Raw genomic sequence first — 20949 nt, 5'->3', positions numbered from 1 at the left:
TTTATGTTTTATTCAGCCTTTTTTCTTTTGCTGTAAACAGCTGCTTCGGCAATCCCTGTTCCGGATACAAACAGCAGAACAAACCAAATCCACATCATGCTGTTGTCACCGGTCTGCGGGCTTTTCGCTGCCCCAGTGTCTGGATTACTTTCCGTCGGCTTGGGCGTATCCGCGGCGGGAAGCTTTGTGATCTCTGCCGTCTCCGTATAGCCGCAGACCGTGCAGGTGTGCTCCTTTTCGCCCCTGGCCGTCTCGGTGGCTTCCTTCGTTACCTTCCAGTCTCCGTACTTGTGGGCTTCCTTGTTCTGCACATCGTTGCAGCCGCACTCATCCCAGTGGTCGGTCTCGTCGTGCTTCTGGGTGTAGTCGTGGACGTGGGCGGTGTAGACATTTACAAAGCTCATCTCATCCAGTGGCTCAGCGTTCTGATCCAGATGATAGTATGCTGTACCGTCATCCGTTTCCTCGCAGATCGTCGGGTAGATGTTCAGGATATATTCCGGCACATCTTCCAGAGATAACAAAGCAATTATATTTTCCTCCAGACACAGACCCCAAACCGTATCGTCATAGGTCCAGCCTTCCTCACCTGCGTCCACCTGCTGCACAAACGCGCCCTCGCAGAGCATCTTCTTAAGCTGCCCAAAGGGGCCGGTGAAGGTCATGACGCCTTCATAGCTGCCCGCACCGTTGGTGGCGACGGAACCGGAGACGGTCACGTCCGCGTAGGTCTCCTCGCCCGCGTTGGCATCCATGATCTCCAGCGTAAACACAGTCTCTCCGGGAACGCCGTTATCGCCCAGGGTCACCGAAGTGGTGAAGTCCACAGTCAGGGTAACGATCTCATCCCACACAGGATACAGGGTCACAGCCTCGTCCATGGAATAATTTTCGCCAGGCTCAAAGGCCAGATCGCCGCCGTCTGTATACGACCACCCGGTCTGGACGTAGCCCTCGCGGGTGAAGGTCTCGCCGGGCAGGGTGAGATCCACGCCGTGGACTTTGACGTCCGTCTTGACGTCGCCCTCGCCGTATTCGCCGGGATCATAGGTTATGGTGTAGGTGATCGGCATGATGCCTGCGTAGAGGGTGATGCTCTCGTGCAGGTCGGCGCCTAATTCATACTGTTCAGTGAACGCATCGTCCGTGTACCAGCCGGTGAACTTCATCCCCTCCGGCACGGACGGTTCGATGGGCGCGGCCACTTTGCTTCCGGCTGCCACGACCTCAATGGCGTAGGCCTGGTCGTCCTTCAGGAAGGTCACGCTGTTTTCCCTGATGCTGTTCTTCTGAATACCGCCGTAGAAGATACCGCCATGGATCTCGCCAAGATCGCCGGCATAGCCCTTGAAGACCGTAGGGGTACCGCTCGTACAGAAAATGCCGCCGGCATTTCCGGTCATGGATACCATTCCCGTTACCGTACCACCGTTGGCGTAGAGGCGGCTTACGCTGCCGCTTTCTCCGGTCAGTTCGATACTGCCGTCCAGCACACCGCCTCCGGCGGGATTGCTGTCGACCAGGGTCAGTATGGAATCCGGATCCGCAGAAGTATCAGACAGCTTGATATTGCCTGCAAGTGTATGGCCGTTAAGGTCCAGAGTCAGGCTCTTGTCACTCAGGTCGAGGGGGGTTGCAAGCTGAATATCGCCGCTCAGCCTGAGAGAGGTAATTCCTGCGTCCAGAGCTTCTTGCAGCCCGGCCTCGGAGGAAACGTTGCCGGAGATCCATTTCGCTTTCAGCATGATATCCCCCGTAACAGCTTCAGTAAAATCATATTTGGTATCACCGTTGTACCAACCGGCGAAGGCATGCTCGTACCATGTGGGATCATCGGGCTGCAGTGCCGTTCCCGTACTGATATTGACAAACAACTGGGACGTGACGGAACCGCTTCCGCCGTTCAGATCAAAGCTGACGGTGTAATACGTACCGTTGATCGTACCGTTTTTATTCACAATTCCTCTGTAGAAAATACCGCCGTTGATCGTGCCGTAAAAATTCAGGAGCTTGTCGTAGTAGATACCGCCGTTGATGGTACCGGAATTGAAAACCGCGCCGTAGAATCTGGTGCCGCCATCGGAGCTTGTGCTCTCGATCGTGCCGCCAGCCACAGTATCTTTGACTATACCGCCGTTGGCGTTCATGACCTTGCCGACCATGATACCGTTTGCCTGCTTGTTTCCGGAAGTACAGCCCTCAATGATGCCGCCTTCCATGGTAAAGGTGCTGCCAGTCCCGCCATACACACCGCCGCCGCTGCAGTTCCGGATGGCGCCGTCGTTCATGGTAAACAGACTATTCTTCTCCATGATAGCCACGCCGCCGCCGTTGGACGTGGCAGTACAGTTATCTATGGTGCCGCCGTTCATGGTAAAGTTGGAATAGGCATCGCAGTACACGCCGCCGCCTATTGAGGAGGCGCAGTTATATATGGTGCCGCCGTTCATGGTAAAGCTGCCAGAGTGGGCGATATATAAGCCGCCGCCTATTGAGGCATTGCCGCCGGTTATCACACCGCCGTCAGGCAGCCCAGAGTGTGCTGCGGTCGTGTTGCTGTCTTCCAAAGTCAGGCTTTTTTTGAAGTTGATCTGAAGCACACTGCCGCTGCCGGTCATCTTGATGACATGACCGTTGAGATCAAGGGTGACGTCTTTGGAAATCTCCAGCGTCTTGCTGAGGATATAGTCCTGATCCAGTGTCACTTTGCCGCCGGCGTTCAGCAGGTTCTGCAGCTTTTCGGTCTGTGTTCCGACAGGCGGTATTTCAACAGGATCCTTCGCATCGTGGCAGACCTTGCACTCCTCGTGTTTGGAACCCGCCTCGGTTTCCGTAGCTTCCTTGTCCACGATCCATTCGTATTGGTGACCGTCCGTTTTAACAACGACGTCGGCCTCCTTGATTTCAGATTCAGCGTCGGCATCTGCAAACAGCTTGCCGCAGACGGAGCACTTATAGTATTCGATGTTGCCGTCCTCTGTGCAGGTAGGCGTTGTTGCTTCAACCTTGCTCAGGCTGTGGGTATGGCCAAGCTGCGCTTCCATTTCCCAGCCGCACTCCTTGCACTTGATGGCGTATTCCTCAGTGGCATTTCCTTCATGATCCGGAACATGTTCTTCCTTCGCAGTAGTGATCGCGCCGCATATTGTACAGACTTTCCAATGACCTTCCGCATCGCCCTGCCAGCCGGACTCGGTGTGTTCCGCAAGGGGAAGATAAGGAATGGCGCTGATCTCATTGCCGTCCTTGTCTAAGAGCTGTCCGCAGTCGTCGCACACGGAATAGGCATCCCAGCCCTGTTCTTTACAGGTAGAAGGCTTTTCGGAAATATCAGTCTTGTTCGTGTGTCCGCAGGACACCGTTACCGTACAGGTATCGGTGAAGTTTCCTTCCTCCGTTGTTATAGTGATCGTGGCAGTACCTTTCTTAACACCGGTGACTTCACCGGTTGCCGCGTTTACAGTGGCAACGGTTGGATCGCTGGATGTAAACGAAACTGCTTTATTCGTGGCGTTGGCGGGGGTAACGGTGTAAGAGGGAGTTTTAGTTTCACCGGTAATAACCGAAAGCGTTTCGTCGATGGTGACGCCCGTAACCGCTACGTTGGCTTCTATTCGAACATATTTATTATTCACAAAGGTAGCACCCGAGGGAGAGACGATCCGCGTCGCGTCGCTTTCGCTGGTGCCGGCATAGACACTGTAGCCTGCAGCAAGGGAGGAATAGATGGTGCCGGCTGCGTAGCTGCCGCCTTTGAAAACCACTTTGCCGCCCGTGACACTATAGGCGCCGGTACCACTTGTTTTCGCCCAGCCCGCTGTTTCCCCTGCGAGAGTCGCGTCGGTTCCGGCGAATTTGACCAGGCCGCCGTCTTCTGTCAAAACACCGACCAGCGTACCGCTGGTGTTCAGCGTGCCTCCGGTCAGGTTCAGCGTCCCGTATGTATCGATGCCGTATTGGGCGTTGCTGACAGTCAGTTTGCCTCCACTGAGATTCAGCGCTCCATGCACATCCATGCCGTCGCTCCAGCCGTCGAATGTCACATCAGCGGTTCCGCTGATGTTTAAGGTGCCATCCGCGGTATCCAGGTAGCCGGAGCCGGTGCCGGCGCTGTTGCTCAGTGTATGCGTACCGCCGGAAAAACTGAACGGTTTTGTACCGACGTTTTGGATGGCGCTATACATCCCTGCCGCGGTTTTCAGGCTGCCGCCCTCAATGCTGACCGTACCATAGCTTTGGATACCGAGGGACGGAGATTCGCCGGCCTTCGGCGTCATCTCCAGCGTGCCGCCTGCAAGGGTAAAGGTATTGCCGGCTTTGCTGAGAAGCACACCCGCCCTGGCTGTCGTATTCAGCGTACCGCTGTTGATCTTTGCAGACGCAGTATCGCCGACCAGGTAAACAGCCACATAGCCCACATTCACGGTCACATTGGGAGCCCCATCAAATACCAGCCTGCTGCTTTTCAAAACGCTGAATCCGCTGCCGGAGGAACCCGTTGAGGTAAGATTCAGTATACCGCCGGAAACCGTCAGATCGGCATTTGCATATACTGCGTCATAATTGTCCGTCGTCAGTGTGAGATTATTACTGGTATTCAGCGCGGTCAAACCGTCTGTATACAAAGGATAGTGAGCGGAAATACTTCCCGAACAGTTTGTGATCACGTTCTGTCTGCCTGTCGAAAGCGGCGCCAGACACAAACCGATCGACATCTCATTGGGGATGGTGCTGTTAAAGCTCTGGCGGGGCGTACACGAGATATTGAAGCTCACACCGGACAGATTTGCGGCGCAATTCGTGTACATTTCAATACCGTTCTGGACGCCGACCGCTGTATAGCTGCCGCCGGTCATCGTCAAATCACCGCCCAGCTTGAGACCAACCATATATCCCTTTGCGGTTGCGGTCGTCGTATTGTCATTGACTGTCAGGTTCGTGTTATTCATCGTCAGACTAACGCCCGAACTCGTGGTAATGCCCACATTTTCTTTACCGCTGGAGTTGATGATCAGCTTGCTTCCGGAGGTTCCCGTAATCGTCGCCTTACTGCTGCTGTCCAGCCAGATGCCGGCCATTCCGTCACGGGCTATGTTAATGGTATTCGTCCCGATAAGTTCGATCTGAATATCTGAGATATCGCTTTGAATCGCAGACATACTTTCTGCATTATAAGTCAGAGTGATATTGTTCAGCGTTAATTTCGAATTGTCGGGATCGAAGGTGGCCGTGCCGCCGCCGACAGATATGGTTTTTTTGCCGGACGTGAACCTCTCGCTTCCGATCCAAAGATCATACATTGTCTCCTCAGCAAATACCGTTGCCGGCATAAGGGACAGCACCATGCAGAGGCACAGCAGAATACCTAAAAACCGTTTTTTCATACTCATTCCTCTCCTTTTTGCTTCTCCGTTTTGTTTGCTTTTCTCCCCGGGGCAGAAATCCGTCCGGGGAAAATTCATAGTGCATGGCAGGCCGGTGGAACATTTCCTCCATGACAGACTTGCCATCTCCCAGATTGATTTATATGCCAATTATAACAGATGTACATCCCCTTTTCAATGTGGAATCAATGGGAATGGCAAAAGGACTTCTCGCAGGTTTATTAGTCCCTTGCCCTTCTATTTTATGTGTTATGGCAGCTTATTTTGTAAACTCAGAACACCGTTTTGATTCCCTCAACACGACAGCCCTTGCCTGCATAGTATTCAAGCATCTCAGGAAGCTTCTTTTTATCATAACTGGTGATACAGTCGGACAGCACATGGACGGTAAAGCCGGCTTTTCTCATATTGTAACAGGTGGATTTAATGCAAGCTGTGGCATCTGCTCCGGCAATAAAAAATTCGGAGATGTCGCGTGTCTGGACAAAGGCGGCAAATTCTTCGCTGGTCAAAGCGTTGCTCTTTGTTTTTGTGAAAATGTGTTCTGATGCGATTTTCAGTTCCGGAACAAGCTCTGCGCCGCGAGTGCCTGGCTTGAAGGTCCTCGTTCCGGCAGACAGATTGTGATGGCGCACGTAAACAATATCCATATTGTTTGCAAAAGCCCAATCAATTGCCTGATTAACAGCCTCAATGATCTCTTTGTAGTTTTTTGTGATGTCATTCTGAAGGTCGATCACGACCAAAGCTTTCTTTTTCATGCTAACCTCCATTCCAAAATACCAATTGTGTGCCAATTATTCTAATGCAGGCGAGAAGGAATCTGTATCGCCATACATAAGAAACTTCGACTGTTTCTTTTGAACTGCAATTTCAAAACAGTCACGCAGAATCGGATATGTCAATTCATCCGGCAGCGAATCGAACAGCCCAATCTTTCCCATTTCACTGTTTGACGGGATTTCCTCTAAAGCATGCACGATTGCAAAATACACCTGTCCATTTCCGTTATAGTGATAACCCCCCAGTTCTCCGTCGATAAAGTAGTCGCATAATGGTTCTATATCAAACGCAACTGCGCCTGTTTCTTCATACAATTCTCTTTTTGCGGCTTCTAAAGGTGTCTCACCCTCTTCAATCCATCCGCTTGGATGTTCCCAGGCGGTACGCTCTTTGTGCATGCAGAATAACCACTTTCCTTTATACAAAGCCATAACGTCTGCGGAAAAATAGCTTTGAAAGGTATTAAAAGGGAAAATTTCAAACTTCATAGGCATTCTCCTGAAATTCTGATCTTTTCATTTTTATCAGGCAGACTTTGTCAATGGGTTCTTTCCTGTTGTATTACTCCTTTAGCTGAATATAAATGGTTCCTTTTGCGTGCCGTGCTTCCACAACAATCGTGTAGACGCCGCTTTCCAGAATATTTATGTTAAAATCAGTGGTTTCTTTTCCGTTTCCACGATAAATTGCGGTTCCGTCCGGCGCTTTGATCTCCATATACAGTTCGCCCTTCACCGTTTCAAATCGGATCTGAAGAACATCCTCCTTATGCAGCTCAAGGGTGTGCAGATCAGTTCCGTTCATCTTCTTAATATCCAGCAAATAGGCGTCCGGATTTTTGACACGGCTGCCCGTGAAACCCTCCCGATCGGAACAGAACCGGAACACGAAAATCCCCGCTAAAACCAGAAGTCCAAGCACGGCCAAAACAGCTTTATTCCTTTTCGTCATTGTCTTCACCCCGAGTTTCCTTTTTGATGCAGCTTCCATCTTATTCTCATTCCTTCATACAGCAGCTTACACCCTATATTCTACAAAAAGATTGCGGCTTCATATAGGTTCTTTTTTTATGTATATGTGTCCGTTTTGCAGATGCTGCCCTGCAAACCGAATCCTTTATCCAAGTTTGGACCGAAGAAATAAGCAAGCTGTTTTATGAGCGGCGGCAGTCCTTCGCTGAACTGTACGACTGCAGTGGGAGAAACGGGATCTGCAGCCGTACTCCTGCCTGGACCCGCCCTGAAGTGTACGGTTGCATGCTAAAAAAGAGGGATGCTGCAAAAGCAGATCGCACGAATCTGCTTTTGCAGCATCCCTCTTTTCTGTGAAACCAGTGGTTAAAAAATCATCTGCAGCAGGACAAACAGCCAATGAGCAAAGATTCCGGCAAAAAGCCCTCCGACCGTGTGAGACAGGATCGCCTTTCCCGTAAAGCGGCTGCAGCCCAGAACATCCATCATGGAAACGTGAGTACTTAAATAACCACTCCAGCACATACACATGGCCGTGAATACGGCGATATCCACGCAGCCTGCCATTCCTACAGACACCAGCTTGGACACCACTCCCATGGCTGCTCCGGCAGCACCCAGCGCCGTGATCGGAACCGCGATTCCTTCCGCGCTGGTAAATCCGAACAAGGGCTTTAAAATTCCCTGAAACCTGGCTGCCAGCTTTGGCAGAAGTGCGATTCCTTCATAGGCGGCACCTGTATAAGTTCCGTCAGCGGAAGCTCCGTTGGTCAGCATCATTACAATCGTACAGAATACCAGTACGCCGGGAATGATAGCAAGCCCCACCTCTACTCCGGCTTTCCCGCCGTGCATCAGAGCATCAATGACCCGCAGCATACCGCCCTTTTGCTCCTTCGCCTTCTGCTCTGCTTCCGGTGCTTCCAGAACGACCGCTGCTTCCTTTCCCAGCGCCTTTGCCGTAAACTGGAGCATGAGACGGGTACTCACGATGCTCCCCGCCACTGCGCCCAGGTTTCCGCACAGAACTGCAAGGGATGCTCCTTTGCCAAGCATTCCGGAAAGTCCCAGCATGAAAGTCGTCACGATCAATCCCATCCCGAAGGACGTCCCCAGGTTGGTCAGGGCAGGAATCTGATACGCTTTAAAATAACTGCAGTAGCGTTTGTCCTCTGCCAGCGCAAGAATCGCAGGATTATCCGATATATAGGTAGTGACGATACCAAGCGCCGCCACTCCCGGCATACCGAACAGCGGCTTCATCAAAGGCGACAGCAGGCGGTTCAGCAACGCGCACACGCCAAACTCCGTCATAAGCCCCGAGAGGGCACCTGCGATCACCGCAATTGCCATAATATAAAACACAGTATTCATTAACAGGTCAAAGGCCGTATTCATCAATGTATTCATCATATTTGCAATACCCATAGGCACCGCAAAAACCGCAAAAAAACCAATAATCAGCACAATGGTGATTACCGGTTCCGCCACAGACCTGAATCCATGAGAAACTTTCGCATATCTTTGCATATTGCTCCCCCCGCTATGCTCCTTCCGACGGTTTCATTCTGAATTTTATCGTCTTTTTTATAGGAACCCCTCAATTTGTACGGATAAACCTCGTAGTTTTCCGTATATTTTCTTTACAATTTCAGTATAGACGAGTATAATTATCGTGTAAACTAAAGGTTTTTGCATTTTTACATTACATTTTCTCATACAAAGAGGATTCTCATGTCAATGAATGAATATCGGGCTTTCCTGTCAGTTGCCACGCTGGGAAGCCTGACCGCCGCCGCCACTCAATTAGGTTATACACAGTCCGGCATCAGCCATCTGATTGCTTCCTTTGAATCGAAAACCGGTCTGTGTCTGCTGGTGCGAAACAAAAAAGGAGCGCAACTGACCCCCGAGGGCCGTTTGCTGCTCCCTTATATTCAAAAAATTGTAGATACCGAACAGGCGCTGCGGGACACGGTGTCCACCCTGCTGGACGCTCAGACCGGCAGTCTCCGGATCGGCACCATTTCCAGCATTGCCATAAACTATCTGCCCCAGATCCTCAAGGACTTCAGCAGGCTCCACCCCCAGATAACCATTACGGTGAACAATGGATCTTACTATGACGTGGAACAGGCGCTTTTAAATGATGCAACCGATTGTTCTTTTGTAACGTTTCCGGCCCGCAGAGAATTTTCCGCCATTCCGCTGTTCAAAGAGCGGATGATGGTGATCGTGAACCCGCAGAATCCGCTCTCGAAAGAGCATGAAATTACGCCTTCCATGCTGGAGAACCAGGATTTTATCCTTCCCGCAGAGGGAAGCGATTACAATATCGGTTACATTTTCCGGGAAGCAAAAATCTGTCCCCAGATACGGATGATCATGCGGAATGATTACGCAGCCGTATCCATGGTCAGGCAGAATCTGGGAATCACCATTCTCCCGGAACTCTTCACCGACCTTTTCACCTCCGACGAAGTGCTCGGTATTCCTCTGAAAAACACCGAGCGCACGATCGCCATTGCCTGGCGGAAGGCAAAAACAAACTCTCCCCTCCTCCAGGCCTTCTTAAACCATCTGAAATCGATTCAAAAGTGGGAATTTCCATTGCCGGAAACGCCCTGAAACTGCGGCTGTCCAGTCTCTCCTGTGACAGCCTTTTCTTTTTATCGCAAAAATCCCTCACCAAACACCTGACTGGTTTCCGTCATCATGACAAAGGCTGCCGGGTCCACCTCCAGCACTGAATTTTTCACCATATAGGACTGAGAATTGGAACAGGCGCACAGCAGGATATCCCGATGCTCGCCTGTATAGCTTCCTACCCCTTCCAGTACCGTAGAGCCCCGGTCAATGATCCGGGAGATTCGTTCCGCCACCTCTGCGCTTCTGTTTGTAACTACAACAGCCAGAGTCCCGGCCCCCATACCGTACATGATCTTGTCGACCACCGCGGAGGTCACGAAGGTGGCCAACAGACCGTAAAGAATGGAATCAATATTGCCGAATACCGGCCATCCCAGGCTGACGATCAGAAAATCGATGGCCATCATCAGCTTTCCCATGGAAAGATGCGGTTTTTTTGCCCGAATCGACAGCGTCAGGAAATCCACTCCCCCCGACGAGGTCCCTCGCATATAAAAGATTGCCAGTCCGGCTCCGAGACACACGCCGTAATACAGAGCCGCCAGAAGGGGCGAGCCGGTGTAGGGCGGCGTATAGGGAAACACTGTATCCACAAAAATCGTACATATGATCATGGTCCTGGCGGATTTTAGCAAAAACCGATTTCCCAACACCCGGTAGCTGACAAGAATCAGCGGAATGTTTAAGAGCAGTGTCATAACGCCGATGGGCACACCGCAGAGATGATTGATGATAATGGCCAGACCGGAGATTCCTCCCGGTGCAAAGCCGGCCATTTTGGCAAAGCTGTAGATAGCCGTAGCATACAAAAGCCCTCCGACAATGTCACAGACAAGATCCAGAATCCGATTTTTCCATACTTTGCTTTTCATACACATAATCTCCTTCCGGCGTAAGCCTCAGAGTCACATCCCCGTCCATGGATTTTTCCATGCAGAGGCGCACATTGGGAATATCATTGCTGTCGACCATATATTCAGCCTCCTTCATGGGGGTACCATTGCTGGCCCGGCGCCAGATCAGCCTGTCCCTCACATCTTTTTCGTCGGCCAGGATCCGTACCGTATAATCGGCCAGAGACTTCAGATCCCGCCACCCCTCCTCATCAAGGAGCAGGTAATTTCCCTCGATCAGAACGATATCACCGGTAATCTCCACCGCATTGTCCACCGGATCGTGAAGCTTCCTGCTGTATTCCGGCCAGGGACAGACCCGTTCCTTCCGTACCCGCAAAAGCCGCTCCCGGAAAGCATCCAGATCATAGGTGATGGGCGCGCCTTTGATGAGGGTCATGGGAATCTCCTGTCCGTCCCGAATGACCCTGTGAGAAAGAAGATAATCCTGATAATGGTGGAAGCCGTCCATACCCACGGCAGTAATGGGAGTGAGTCCCGGCATCTCCCCGGAAAGATCCGTAAGAAATTTCACCAGAGTACTTTTTCCCGTTGCAGGCGGTGCCGCAAGAAACACCAGGATCCTCCTGCCGGCTTCCTTCTGCAGTTCTGTCAGATGACGAAGCATCGGTAAAAATATGGTTTCCATCGCCCGGTCGGAATATTCTGCTTCTATGTGAAGTCCGTTTATTTCCATAGCACGTTTCATAATCTTCTCCTTTCTCTGCCATTTTCTTACGGCAGATCGTTCTCTTTCCATATTCTGCCACAGGGCACCAGTGTCCGTCAAGGTGTAAACAGCCAAACAACCGCTTTACCCCGGCGGGCTGCCGAAACAAAGCGGTTGTAATTATTTTCTGCTGATTCAAAATCTGCGGCGGCCAGATGCCGTCCGTCATTTACAAATGGACTTCCTTATTCCCAGGGCTTGTTCCATACCAGGGCAGCGTCCTCCACAGTTCCTTTTCCGCCGTCCACAGAAACCAGAGTTCCTGTCATATAGCTGAACCTGTCGCTTGCGATGCAGACCATAACATCACCGACCTCCTCCGGTTCACCGGCGCGGTGCATAGGGATCAGAGAATTGATATAATCCGCCTGCTCATGGATGGCCTTTGTCATCAATGCCGTATCGATCACACCGGGGGCTATTGCATTCACCCGGATACCGTAGGGCGCCAGCTCGGCTGCAGCTCCGATGGTGAGAAGATTTACACCGGCCTTTGCAGCGCCATAGGTGACTCTGTAATCCACCGGCTGTTTGGATGCCAGGGAAGAGATGCTGACGATAGAGCCGCTCTTCTGAGGAACCATATATTTAGCAGCCACCTTGATGCCAAAGAAGCAGCTGGTCAGATTCAGATCGATGATCTCACGGAAGGTCTCCTCCGGCAGCGTATGCAGAGGGCCGTGCTTGTTTCCGCCTGCACAGTTCAACCAGATATCGATCCTGCCGAATTTCTTTACAACTCTGTCTGCAAATTCCTCAAGCTCCGCATAAACGGTACCATTCACCTGCTCTGCAACCACATCGGGATATCCGGCCTGTGCTGCCCGAACCTTAAATGCTTCCACCTTATCAGGATTATGGCTGCATACTGCCACCTGGCAGCCCTCCTCTGCAAAGCGGAGCGCTGCTGCCGCCCCGATTCCGGTGGTTCCGCCGAATACTACTGCTACCTTCCCTTTCAATCCTAAATCCATTTCCATTCCCTCCCGAAAAATATAGAAAATTTTCTGGTAAAAAGGCTGCCGACAAAACGGCAGCCCCTTTATTTTATCCCCTGCACAGCTGGAAGAACCTGCAGACCTGTTTGGAGGCACCCCAAATCCGATCTCATGCCACATGTCCGCAGAAAGCCCCTGACAGCCGAATACAGAGCGGGGATCTCTGTTACAGCTTTGAATACACTGGAAGCCTTATGATCTCTGTCGTGCTTTTTTATCGTTCTTGCCTATACATGTCATATGATATTGCAAACGTTATCATTTGTCAATATCTCCCATTAAATTTTTGTCTCATTATATTTTTTTTATATCCTTTTTGCACATAGAATTTCGTTCATAGCTCAATTAAATTATGATTTATCCCGAACCAAATCTCCTTTTTGTCTCTGTATTTCCTCTGAGTGGGCGTAAAAATGTCTTTTTCTCATATAATGCAAACGTTTGCAAATCATTTTCATTCAAAAAAACTATTCCGATAAAACACACTCTTCCGACGGCTTGACCCATGATTTTTTCTCAGAAAAGCCCCAAAACCGCCGTTTTCCGGCCTTTTCCCTGCTTTTTCATTTTATGAAATCGAAATCAAAAAAAACTATTGCGTTTTTAAACATTTTGTTCTATAATAATGACAACGATTTCATACGGTTTTCAGCTTGTAACGTCCTTTTCCCAAAATTTCCGCAGCTGCAGGAGCTTTACGGGAGCGGAAGGAAAACCGGTTGTCTGTTAAAATATGCAACTTATCTCCCAACACTTTACCTATAGAAAAGCCTCCCATTTCGCAGGAATTCAGTGCCCCTGCGAAATGGGAGGCTTTGTTATGCACGCAGCCTCTTCCATCAGTTTCTATAAGATCAGATTGATCTTGCTGTCTCCATTCTTCAGCTCCTCGTCACTCAGCAGACCGTCCCGCCTGCAGATCCGGGTCAGGGTCTCCATCTCCACCGAAAGATCCAGAATGTCATCCTCAAAAAGATTCTGATACTGCTTCTCCATGGCCGTCCGGATGTCCCGCAGACAGGCCACCGTGCTTTCTGTCATTTCCGGAGCAGAAATCCCGCTCTCCTCCACCCGAACATATTTCAGAAGAATATTTCCCAATGTCGGCAGATAATAATTAAAAAACCGGCGCACCCGGGTTATGTCCTCCGGCTGATCCTTCAGTGTCCGAAGGATCCTGTCAATGATCCTGCAGATTTCTTCTCCCAATCCGCGGACCTCCGGATTTTTGATACGCATTCCCAGCCGCCTCAGCTCCATAAGATTTGCCCGGCCTTTGGAAAGGATCGCATTGACATTTTCCGCAGGCTGACTTCCATCCTTATTATCCGGCTTTTTTCTGGAAAAATAGATCACCAGCACCACGATCAGCACCACCAGTGCCAGTATGATACCAAAACCGACCAGAAGAATCGTGGAAAGCGATGGGAAAAAGCGCCGTGAAAAAAGAAACAGAATGACCAGCCCCACTGCCACAACAATACCCGGTACTCCTGAAGATTTATTTTTCATATTTTCCTCCTGACGCAGACATTTTATACCGCTATAAACCTGCGTCTCACCATTGCCTCTCCTCATGCATATAACAGAACACAGAGAGCGACTTCCTTCTTCTCCCCTATTATATACAATTTTCATACGGTTGTCTCTACCTGTGCATGAAAAAAATTTGTTGACACAGATGTCCGAAGTCCTCCAAGCTCCAATCGGGAAGATGAGAAAGCACAATGAAAAAAGAGAGGCTCCTTTACAGAAGAAGTCTCTCTTCACTATTTATCAGCTGTTTCATCGAACTCCGCTTCTCAGTCAGCAGCAGTTTCAGCTGCGCTTGTCTCCTCTGCAGCCGTTTCCGTCTCTGCAGCAGTCGTCTCAGGCACCTCGAACAGGGTCTTATCAAAGGTAACGACAGCCCATACCTTTTCGTCTACCTTAAAGTCCGGCATATCTCCAAGCCACTCTGCGTAAACAGTCTGGAAGAGCTCACTCTTTCTCTGTTCCACAATGGAAGGCTTCTCATTCTCTGTTGCTTCCTCGTCAAAATCGGTCACGCAGTATACGATATACCAGCCGTAGCCAGAATCGTAAGTGCTGCCGATCTCTCCGGTCTTTAAGGTCATACCGAGATCACCGACTGCATTGTCGAAATCGCCCGCACCGTATGTATTGGTAACGCAGCTGGCATTCTCGTTCTCATCCGCGATGGCCTGCATTGCTTCCTCGCTGTTTTCGCCGGCCTCCACGCGTCCCTTGATCTCCTCTGCCAGAGTCTTGGCTGCCTCTGCATCCTCACCGTCCTTTACCAGAATGTAACGGATGGTACGCTGAGCTGCCTCTTCATCGCTGACCTCTGTATCCACGTCCTTCACCGCATACTGATATGCCTTCATGGCAAGGGCATTGGTGGTCACGATCTCACGAAGACGCTCTTCGGTAATGTTGGTCGCCTCCTTCACAGTCTCATCCATCTGCTCCATGGTCTGGCTCACAGCCTCCTCCACCTTGGCAAGATCGCTGTCATCCAGGGAAAGGCCCAGCTCCTCTGCCTTGGCCTTCAGCACATAGGTCTGGCAGATGCCCTTCATCACACTTTCCTTCGTGTAATCCTCCATGGTGGCTCCTGTTCCGATGTCAGCGCTCCACATGTCGGTGATATCCATGCCATACATGGTGTAATAAAGCTCCGTGGTGTACTGGCTGGTCATGGCAAAGAAATTTGCCTCATCCAGATAAACCTTCTGATCTCCCAGAGTCGCCACGACAGTGTCCGGATATTTCTCCAGAGTCACCCTGGTGCGTCCGCAGCCTGCCAGAGCCCCAACCATAAGAAGCACAGCACAAAGGGCGGCCAGCCGCCTCGTAATTTTCTTCATAATAACGGTATCCTCCTATAACATTTCCTCTGATACCTGCAGACCGCAGGCACTTGTTATTATAGTACCAAACTGTCAAACAAGCAACTCTTTTATGGTATTTAACAGGATTTTCACCTTTTCCAGCATCTGCCTTGGCTCCTTGTTTTCCTTCTTCCTGTCTGTCAAAGTGAAATACGGCTGATCAGCTCCGGTAAATTTCAGGGCGCCGCCGTAATCCGACACCAGCTTCGGAATATTCTCCACCCGGAAAGGAGCCCTGCTGTACATAATAAGACGGGCCTCCCGCATGCTGCCGGAAAGCTCTGTCACATAGGCGCTGTGGGCCAGCCCCTTGAGCAGGGAGATGTCAAGAAGATTCTCCACCGGCCTCGGCAGATCTCCAAACCGGTCAATGAGCTCATCCTGCATATCCATGGCCTCCTCCTCATTCTCAATGGAGGAAATCCGCTTGTAGATCTCCAGCTTCTGGACCTCATTTCTGATATAAGCAGGGGGGATATAGGCATCGATGTTAAAGTCGATGACCGTTTCAAAGGTTTCCTCCTCCCCCTCTCCTTTCAGGGCCTTCACAGCCTCGCTCAAAAGCTTGCAGTAAAGGTCATAGCCAATGGCTTCCATATGGCCATGCTGTTCGGCTCCGAGAAGATTTCCCGCCCCCCGGATCTCCAGATCCCGCATGGCGATGCGGATACCGGAGCCCAGCTCCGTGAATTCACGGATGGCCGCCAGCCGCTTTTCCGCCTCCTCCTTCAGAAGCTTGTTCCGCTTATACATGAGGAAGGCATATGCTGTCCTGCCGGAACGTCCCACCCGCCCCCGGAGCTGATAAAGCTGAGCCAGCCCAAACCGGTCAGCATCATGAATGATCATGGTGTTGACATTAGAAATGTCAAGTCCCGTCTCAATGATGGTAGTGGACACCAGAACATCAATGTCCCCGTTTATAAAATCCAGCATGATCCGTTCCAGCTGCTGCTCCCGCATCTGCCCGTGGGCATAGACCACCACGGCCTCCGGGACCAATGCGGCGATCTTTCCGGTGATCTCCTCAATATCCTTTACCCGATTGTACACATAATAGACCTGGCCGCCTCTGGAAAGCTCCCGTTCGATGGCCTCCCGCACCATTTCCTCATTATATTCCATGACATACGTCTGGATAGGCACCCGGTTTATGGGTGGTTCCTCCAGAACACTCATGTCCCGGATCCCCACCAGACTCATGTGAAGAGTCCTGGGAATGGGGGTTGCCGTCAGGGTCAGTACATCCACGTTTTCCCGGAGCTTTTTGATCTTTTCCTTGTGGGCTACGCCAAATCGCTGTTCTTCGTCAATGATCAAAAGCCCCAGATCCTTAAACGTCACATCGTCCGAAAGGACCCGGTGGGTTCCGATGAGAATGTCCACCAGCCCTTTTTTCAGATCCGCCAGCGTCTTTTTCTGCTCCGTCGGTGTTCGGAATCGGGACAGCATATCCACCCGCACCGGGAAATTCATCATTCTCTGGACAAAGGTATTGTAATGCTGCTGGGCCAGGATGGTGGTGGGCACCAGATAAACCACCTGCTTGTTTTCCTGAACCGCCTTGAAGGCCGCCCGAATGGCGATCTCCGTCTTTCCGTAGCCCACATCCCCGCAGATCAGCCGGTCCATGATCTTCCCGCTCTCCATGTCCCGCTTGGTGGCCTCAATGGCCGCCTCCTGATCCTCAGTCGCCTCATAGGGAAACAACTCCTCAAACTCCCGCTGCCACACGGTATCCGGACCGTACCGGAACCCTTCTCCCCGCTCTCTGGCTGCATATAGCCTGACCAGATCCTTCGCGATCTCCTTGACTGCCCCCTTGGCCTTTGCCTTGGTCCTTCCCCACTCCTGGCCGCCGAGACGGTTCAACTTTGGCGCCTTCGCATCCGAGCCCGCATATTTCTGGATCATGTCAAGCTGCGTCACCGGCAGATACAGACACCCGTTTCCCGCATACTCGATCTTGATGTAATCCTTGACGATCCGATCCACCTCGATTTTCTCGATCCCCCGGTAAATGCCAAGTCCGTGGTTTTCATGAACCACGTAATCTCCCACGGAAAGCTCTGAGAAGCTCTGGATCTTCCGTCCCTCATAATGGGTCCGCTTCCGCCGCTTTTTCTTCTCCGCGCCAAACATGTCGCTCTCGGGAAGCACCACAAATTTGATCATGGGATACTCGAATCCCCGGTGCAGCGTTCCGTAAAGCACGCAGATCTCACCGGGCAAAATCTCCTTGTTCTCATCCTCTGTATAGTAGGCTCTGAGATCGTACTGTTCCCGCAGGTCCCCGGCAAGCCTTGCCCCCCTTGTTCTGGAACCGCAGAAAAGAACCACCCGCCATTTTTCCCGCTTCCATTTTTTCAGATCATTGATCAGAAGCTCAAATCCGTTTTTATAGGAATTCCCGTTTTTCACAGTCCTGCTGTACCGTTTTTTTACGGGAATGGCCTTCTGTTCCAGGGCGGAAAACAAAACGCTCCTGGCCCCTGAAAGCGCCGCCTCCGTCTGGCCCGCCGAATACAGGATATCGGTCTGGCCGGGAAGCAGATACCCCTTCTCCAGCCTTGTCTGCATACTTTCCCGAAATTCCGCCTCCAGGACCTCCGCCCGCTCTGTGATTCTGGCCGGCTCATCCAGAAAGACCGGGACATCCGGTCCAAAATAATCGGTAAAGGCCACCGTCTCCGGACAGAAATACCGGATGCATCCCTCCAGAGCACCCAGAAAGCACCCTTCCGACAGCTCCTCCGTCATTTCGTTTACCACCGTATCAAGCCGATGAGCCTCCTCCAGCTTTCCCTGCTTCTTCAGCTTTTGAACGGAAGCCTCCTGCTCCTTTTTCATTTTCTCGAGACCCTTTTTCAGTCTGTCCGGAGACAGAGTCACCTCTCTGGCCGGATACAGATGGATCTCCGCAAGCCTCTGGGTGGAGCGCTGGCTCTCTGCGTCAAAGGACCGGATGGAATCCACCTCATCGCCCCAAAGCTCAATACGGACCGGATTTTCCTCCGTCAGGGGAAATACATCCAGAATCCCGCCCCGGATACAGAACTGTCCGCCCTGTTCCACCTGGGCGCACCGCTCGTAGCCCATGTCCACCAGCTGTTCCTTCAGTTCATCCAGTTTAAGCTCCTGCCCCTCCTCCAAAAGGATGACGCTGTCAGCAAAGGCGGAAAGGGGCATCAGATGGTCCATGCACCCGTCCACCGTGGTAATGACCGTTCCCCGCCGTTCCTCCAGGATCTGCTTCAGTACCGTAAGCCGTTTTCCCGTCAGAAGCCGTCCCTGGACGTCGGCCCCGGAAAAGAGAAGATCCTTGGCCGGATACAGAAACACTTCACGGTCAAAGGTCCTGTAATCATCGTAGATCTCTTTTGCGCGGCTGTCGTTGTAAGTCACAACTAACTTCAGTGGGAATTCCCGCCCCAGTTCTGCCATCTCATGGACTTTTTGAGAGTCGGTGCCTCCACTGACAGAAACAGGACCCCTGCCCCTGCAAAGGTCCTCTTTTGTATCCACAAATTCCTTCAGTTCCGGCAGCGGACTGCGAAATGAACCTGCCATTCAATCACCTCTGTCATTCCTGTACGATTTATTTCTTTTTTGCATTGAACTGATTCATCGCCGGAGCCATCTCCCCTTTTACGATCATGGCTGCCGCCTCAGCTGCATGTTTGATTCCCTCTCTCACAGAAGGCAGCTCTTCCGAAGGAAAGTGTCCCAGCACATAATCAGCCAGATCCATACGGGGCGGCTTTGCACCGACCCCCACCCGGATCCTCGGGAAATGATCGGAGCCGAGGCAGGCAATGATATTCTTCATGCCATTGTGGCCGCCTGCGCTTCCCTTCTCCCGTATCCGGAGCTGTCCCACATCCAGATTAATGTCGTCGTAGATCACCAAAAGCTCTTCCACAGAAAGCTTGTAGTATTCCATGACCTCACGGATGCTCTCCCCGCTTAAATTCATATAGGTCTGAGGCTTCACAAGAATTACCTTCTGCCCCTCAATAACTCCCTTTCCGATGAGTGCCCTGTGCTTCCCGGTATCCACACTGATCCGATACGCCTCCGCCAGCTCATCCAGGGCTCCAAAGCCCACATTGTGTCTGGTACCGGCATATTTAAGACCCGGATTCCCAAGACCTGCAATCACAAACATAAAAATTCCCGCCTTTAATAGGATTTCTTCCAGGTGGAAGGAATAAACAAAATCAGCATGGGGAAAAGCTCCAGCCTGCCGGCCAGCATACAGAAGGAAAGCACCAGCTTACTCAAAACGGAAAATCCGCTGAAATTTCCCATAGGGCCCACAGCCGAAAGACCGGGACCGATATTCCCCAGTGCCGAAAGCACTGCCGTCACCGTCGTCTCAAAATCATAACCGTCGACAGAAATGACGATCATGGCCGACACGGCAATCATAATATAGGTAAAGAAAAAAATCAAGATTCCCTTCACGGTACTGCTCTCAATGATCCGCCCGTCCATCCGGGGCGCCCGAACCATACGGGGGTGGATCAGACGGCGAAACTCCGCCTTCACGGTTTTTGCCAGCACGAGAAGTCTGCTGATCTTGATGCCGCCGCCGGTGGAACCGGCGCTGGCGCCGACGATCATCAGTGCCACAAGGATCATTTTGCTGAAGGTGGGCCACAGATTAAAATCTGCCGTGCTGTAGCCGGTGGTGGTAATGATGGAGGACACCTGGAAAAAGGCCGTGCGGATAGCATCCGGCCAGGAGCCTTCATAATATTTCCCTGCCACATTCAGGGTGATGCAGACCACCGCAGCCACAATGATCCCCAGATAAAGTCTCAGCTCTTCGTTCTTAAGCACATCCTTCACCTGCTTTTTGAGAAGCAGATAATAGAGGCTGAAGTTCACGCCGAACAGCAGCATGAACACGGCAATGACCCACTCTGCCGCCGGATTCTGATAAGCACCCACACTGGCATTCATATTGGAAAAGCCGCCGGTTCCGGCACTTCCCATGGAATGGATCACCGAATCGAAAAGGGGCATACCTGTAGCCAGAAGGCACAGAATATGTAAAATCGTCAATCCAAAATAGATCAGATACAGGATCCTGGCCGTCTCCTTCAGCCTCGGCACCACCTTACCCGGCTCCGGTCCGGGGCTTTCCGCCCGCAGAAGCTGTACCGTGGAGCCGTCCATATTCGGAAGGATCGCCAGCACAAAGACCAGGATTCCCATGCCGCCCACCCAATGGGTAAAGCTGCGCCAGAACATAAGGCCGCCGTTTCCAAATCCCTCGATATCCGTCAGGATCGTAGCACCCGTCGTGGTAAAACCGGACACGGTCTCAAAAAAGCAGTCCACGTAGCCTGCAAAATAGCCGCTGAAATAAAAGGGCAGTGCGCCGAAGGCCGCCAGAAAGATCCAGGAAAAAGCCACCGCTGCCAGTCCCTCTCTGGTCCGCATCCGGGAAAGCTTCGGCTTTTTCAGACGCAGAAGGAAGCCCACAAGGGCCAGCGGAACGATTGTATAAATAAAATAGATCCAGTCGCCGGTTCCCATAAGGAGCGCCACGAAAACAGGCAGCAGCATAAGGACCGCCTCAGAGAAGAGCACGTTCCCGACGACATACAATACCAACGAAATATTCAAAGCTCAGCCT

General features: G+C 51.5%; 14 protein-coding genes. 1 reads left to right on the top strand and 13 read right to left on the bottom strand.

Annotated features, from left to right (window positions below):
• Positions 1–8: 8 nt before the first annotated feature.
• From QJ036_RS05650 to QJ036_RS05630, 5 genes are all read right to left on the bottom strand, one after another.
• On the bottom strand, positions 9–5384 hold the full coding sequence (locus QJ036_RS05650) for an InlB B-repeat-containing protein (protein ID WP_283230474.1): 5376 nt from the start codon (positions 5382–5384) through the stop codon (positions 9–11).
• 272 nt (positions 5385–5656) lie between these two features.
• Entirely contained in the window at positions 5657–6145 is a 489-nt protein-coding gene (locus QJ036_RS05645; protein ID WP_283230473.1) for a cysteine hydrolase family protein, read from the bottom strand.
• 36 nt (positions 6146–6181) lie between these two features.
• The gene (locus QJ036_RS05640) at positions 6182–6655 is read right to left on the bottom strand and encodes an NUDIX hydrolase (RefSeq protein WP_283230472.1); all 474 of its coding nucleotides are present in this window, start codon (positions 6653–6655) and stop codon (positions 6182–6184) included.
• A gap of 73 nt (positions 6656–6728) precedes the next feature.
• Positions 6729–7118, bottom strand: coding sequence for a hypothetical protein (locus QJ036_RS05635; RefSeq protein ID WP_283230471.1), 390 nt, complete (start codon positions 7116–7118; stop codon positions 6729–6731).
• A gap of 386 nt (positions 7119–7504) precedes the next feature.
• Entirely contained in the window at positions 7505–8629 is a 1125-nt protein-coding gene (locus QJ036_RS05630; RefSeq protein WP_283230470.1) for a CD0519/CD1768 family membrane protein, read from the bottom strand.
• A 243-nt stretch (positions 8630–8872) separates the two neighbouring features.
• Here QJ036_RS05630 and QJ036_RS05625 point away from each other — a divergent pair, with 243 nt between their 5' ends.
• Positions 8873–9766: a LysR family transcriptional regulator gene (locus QJ036_RS05625; protein WP_283230469.1), complete on the top strand. Its 894-nt coding sequence runs from the start codon at positions 8873–8875 to the stop codon at positions 9764–9766.
• A gap of 41 nt (positions 9767–9807) precedes the next feature.
• Here the strand turns inward: QJ036_RS05625 and QJ036_RS05620 are convergent, their stop codons facing one another.
• The 8 genes from QJ036_RS05620 to QJ036_RS05585 form a co-directional block, all read right to left on the bottom strand.
• Complete coding sequence (locus QJ036_RS05620) at positions 9808–10659, bottom strand: YitT family protein (RefSeq protein WP_283230468.1); 852 nt, start codon at positions 10657–10659, stop codon at positions 9808–9810.
• Complete coding sequence (locus QJ036_RS05615; protein WP_283230467.1) at positions 10613–11389, bottom strand: nucleoside/nucleotide kinase family protein; 777 nt, start codon at positions 11387–11389, stop codon at positions 10613–10615. Before QJ036_RS05615 ends, QJ036_RS05620 begins: the two co-directional genes overlap by 47 nt.
• Positions 11390–11595: 206 nt before the next feature.
• Positions 11596–12384, bottom strand: a complete 789-nt coding sequence (locus tag QJ036_RS05610) for an SDR family NAD(P)-dependent oxidoreductase (protein ID WP_283230466.1) — start codon at positions 12382–12384, stop codon at positions 11596–11598.
• A gap of 870 nt (positions 12385–13254) precedes the next feature.
• Positions 13255–13920: a 5-bromo-4-chloroindolyl phosphate hydrolysis family protein gene (locus QJ036_RS05605; protein WP_283230465.1), complete on the bottom strand. Its 666-nt coding sequence runs from the start codon at positions 13918–13920 to the stop codon at positions 13255–13257.
• A 290-nt stretch (positions 13921–14210) separates the two neighbouring features.
• Positions 14211–15278 (bottom strand): hypothetical protein, encoded by a 1068-nt coding sequence (locus QJ036_RS05600; RefSeq protein WP_283230464.1) that lies wholly within the window; start codon positions 15276–15278, stop codon positions 14211–14213.
• A gap of 75 nt (positions 15279–15353) precedes the next feature.
• The gene (gene mfd, locus QJ036_RS05595; protein ID WP_283230463.1) at positions 15354–18872 is read right to left on the bottom strand and encodes a transcription-repair coupling factor; all 3519 of its coding nucleotides are present in this window, start codon (positions 18870–18872) and stop codon (positions 15354–15356) included.
• 28 nt (positions 18873–18900) lie between these two features.
• Positions 18901–19470 (bottom strand): aminoacyl-tRNA hydrolase, encoded by a 570-nt coding sequence (gene pth / locus QJ036_RS05590; protein WP_283230462.1) that lies wholly within the window; start codon positions 19468–19470, stop codon positions 18901–18903.
• Between the two features lie 14 nt (positions 19471–19484).
• Entirely contained in the window at positions 19485–20939 is a 1455-nt protein-coding gene (locus tag QJ036_RS05585) for a TrkH family potassium uptake protein (RefSeq protein ID WP_283230461.1), read from the bottom strand.
• Between the last annotated feature and the right edge of the window lie 10 nt (positions 20940–20949).

This window comes from Fusibacillus kribbianus (assembly GCF_030053595.1).
Lineage (GTDB): Bacteria > Bacillota > Clostridia > Lachnospirales > Lachnospiraceae > Lientehia > Lientehia kribbiana.
The sequence above is the reverse complement of the archived record's forward strand: the minus strand, read 5'-3'. Positions and strand labels throughout refer to the sequence as shown.